The organism is Liquorilactobacillus mali (assembly GCF_001437155.1).
Taxonomy (GTDB): domain Bacteria; phylum Bacillota; class Bacilli; order Lactobacillales; family Lactobacillaceae; genus Liquorilactobacillus; species Liquorilactobacillus mali_A.
In genome coordinates this window covers 1-271 of sequence record NZ_JQAR01000075.1, presented here as the reverse complement: position 1 = coordinate 271, position 271 = coordinate 1, and the positions used below count along the sequence as shown (strand labels likewise).

The window sequence follows — 271 nt, the reverse complement described above, 5'->3', positions numbered from 1 at the left end:
TGGAAATGGCTAAAATCGGTTATGCGCGTGTGAGTTCCAAGGAGCAACATTTAGATCGACAGTTAGCGGCTTTAAAAGACGTTGATAAATTATTTACGGATAAATTAAGTGGGGCTAACACTAATCGGCCAGAACTGCAAAAAATGCTGGCCTATATTCGTGAGGGTGATATAGTAATGGTCACTGAATTAGATCGCTTAGGCAGAAACAACCATGATTTGACTAAGATCATGAACTCCATTCAAAATAAGGGTGCCACCCTAGATGTGTT

Annotated in this window: 1 protein-coding gene; it reads left to right on the top strand. The window is 40.2% G+C overall.

Annotated elements, in window-relative coordinates:
• Positions 1-5 precede the first annotated feature (5 nt).
• On the top strand, positions 6-271 hold a 266-nt coding region (locus tag IV36_RS11785), incomplete at its 3' end, for a recombinase family protein (protein ID WP_162261598.1).